The organism is Planobispora longispora (assembly GCF_016863135.1).
GTDB classification, from domain to species: domain Bacteria; phylum Actinomycetota; class Actinomycetes; order Streptosporangiales; family Streptosporangiaceae; genus Planobispora; species Planobispora longispora.
On record NZ_BOOH01000106.1, the window covers coordinates 1 to 852 of the forward strand.

The window sequence follows — 852 nt, forward strand, 5'->3', positions numbered from 1 at the left end:
CTCGCGCATGAGGCGGGCGGTCTCGCTGGGCGTCTTGCCGACGCGCACCCCGACCTTCTCCAGCGCCTCCTTCTTGGCCTGCGCGGTCCCGGCCGAACCCGACACGATCGCCCCGGCATGCCCCATCGTCTTGCCCTCCGGCGCGGTGAACCCGGCCACATAGGCCACCACCGGCTTGGAGACATGCTTTTCGATGTAGGCCGCGGCCCGCTCCTCGGCATCCCCGCCGATCTCACCGATCATCACGATCGCATCGGTGCCCGGATCCGCCTCGAAAGCCGCCAGCGCGTCGATGTGGGTGGTGCCGATCACCGGGTCGCCGCCGATGCCCACCGCGGTGGAGAAGCCGAAGTCCCGCAGCTCATACATCAGCTGGTAGGTCAGCGTGCCCGATTTGGACACCAGCCCGATCCGGCCGGCGCTGGTGATGTCGGCCGGGATGATGCCGGCGTTGGAGGCGCCCGGCGAGGCGATGCCCGGGCAGTTGGGGCCGATGATGCGGGTGGCGTTGCCCTTGTCGGCCGCGTAGGCCCAGAACTCGGTGGTGTCGTGCACCGGCACGCCCTCGGTGATCACCACGCACAGCGGGATGGCCGCGTCGATGGCTTCTTTGACCGCGTCCTTGGTGAAGGCCGGCGGCACGAACACCACCGAGACGTCGGCGCCGGTGGCGGCCATGGCCTCGGCCACGGCGGCGAAGACCGGCAGGCCCTCGTGGGTGGTGCCGGCCTTGCGGGCGTTGACCCCGCCCACCACCTTGGCGCCGGAGGCCAGCATGCGCCGGGTGTGCTTGGTGCCCTCCCCGCCGGTCATGCCCTGAACAATGATCTTGCTGTTCTCGGTCAGCCAGAT

The 852-nt window shown here is 70.0% G+C and carries 1 protein-coding gene; it reads right to left on the reverse strand.

Features of this window, described 5'->3' with window-relative positions:
• Positions 1–852, reverse strand: an 852-nt coding sequence (gene sucD, locus Plo01_RS39805) for a succinate--CoA ligase subunit alpha (protein WP_239317981.1), incomplete at both ends; no start/stop codon positions are given.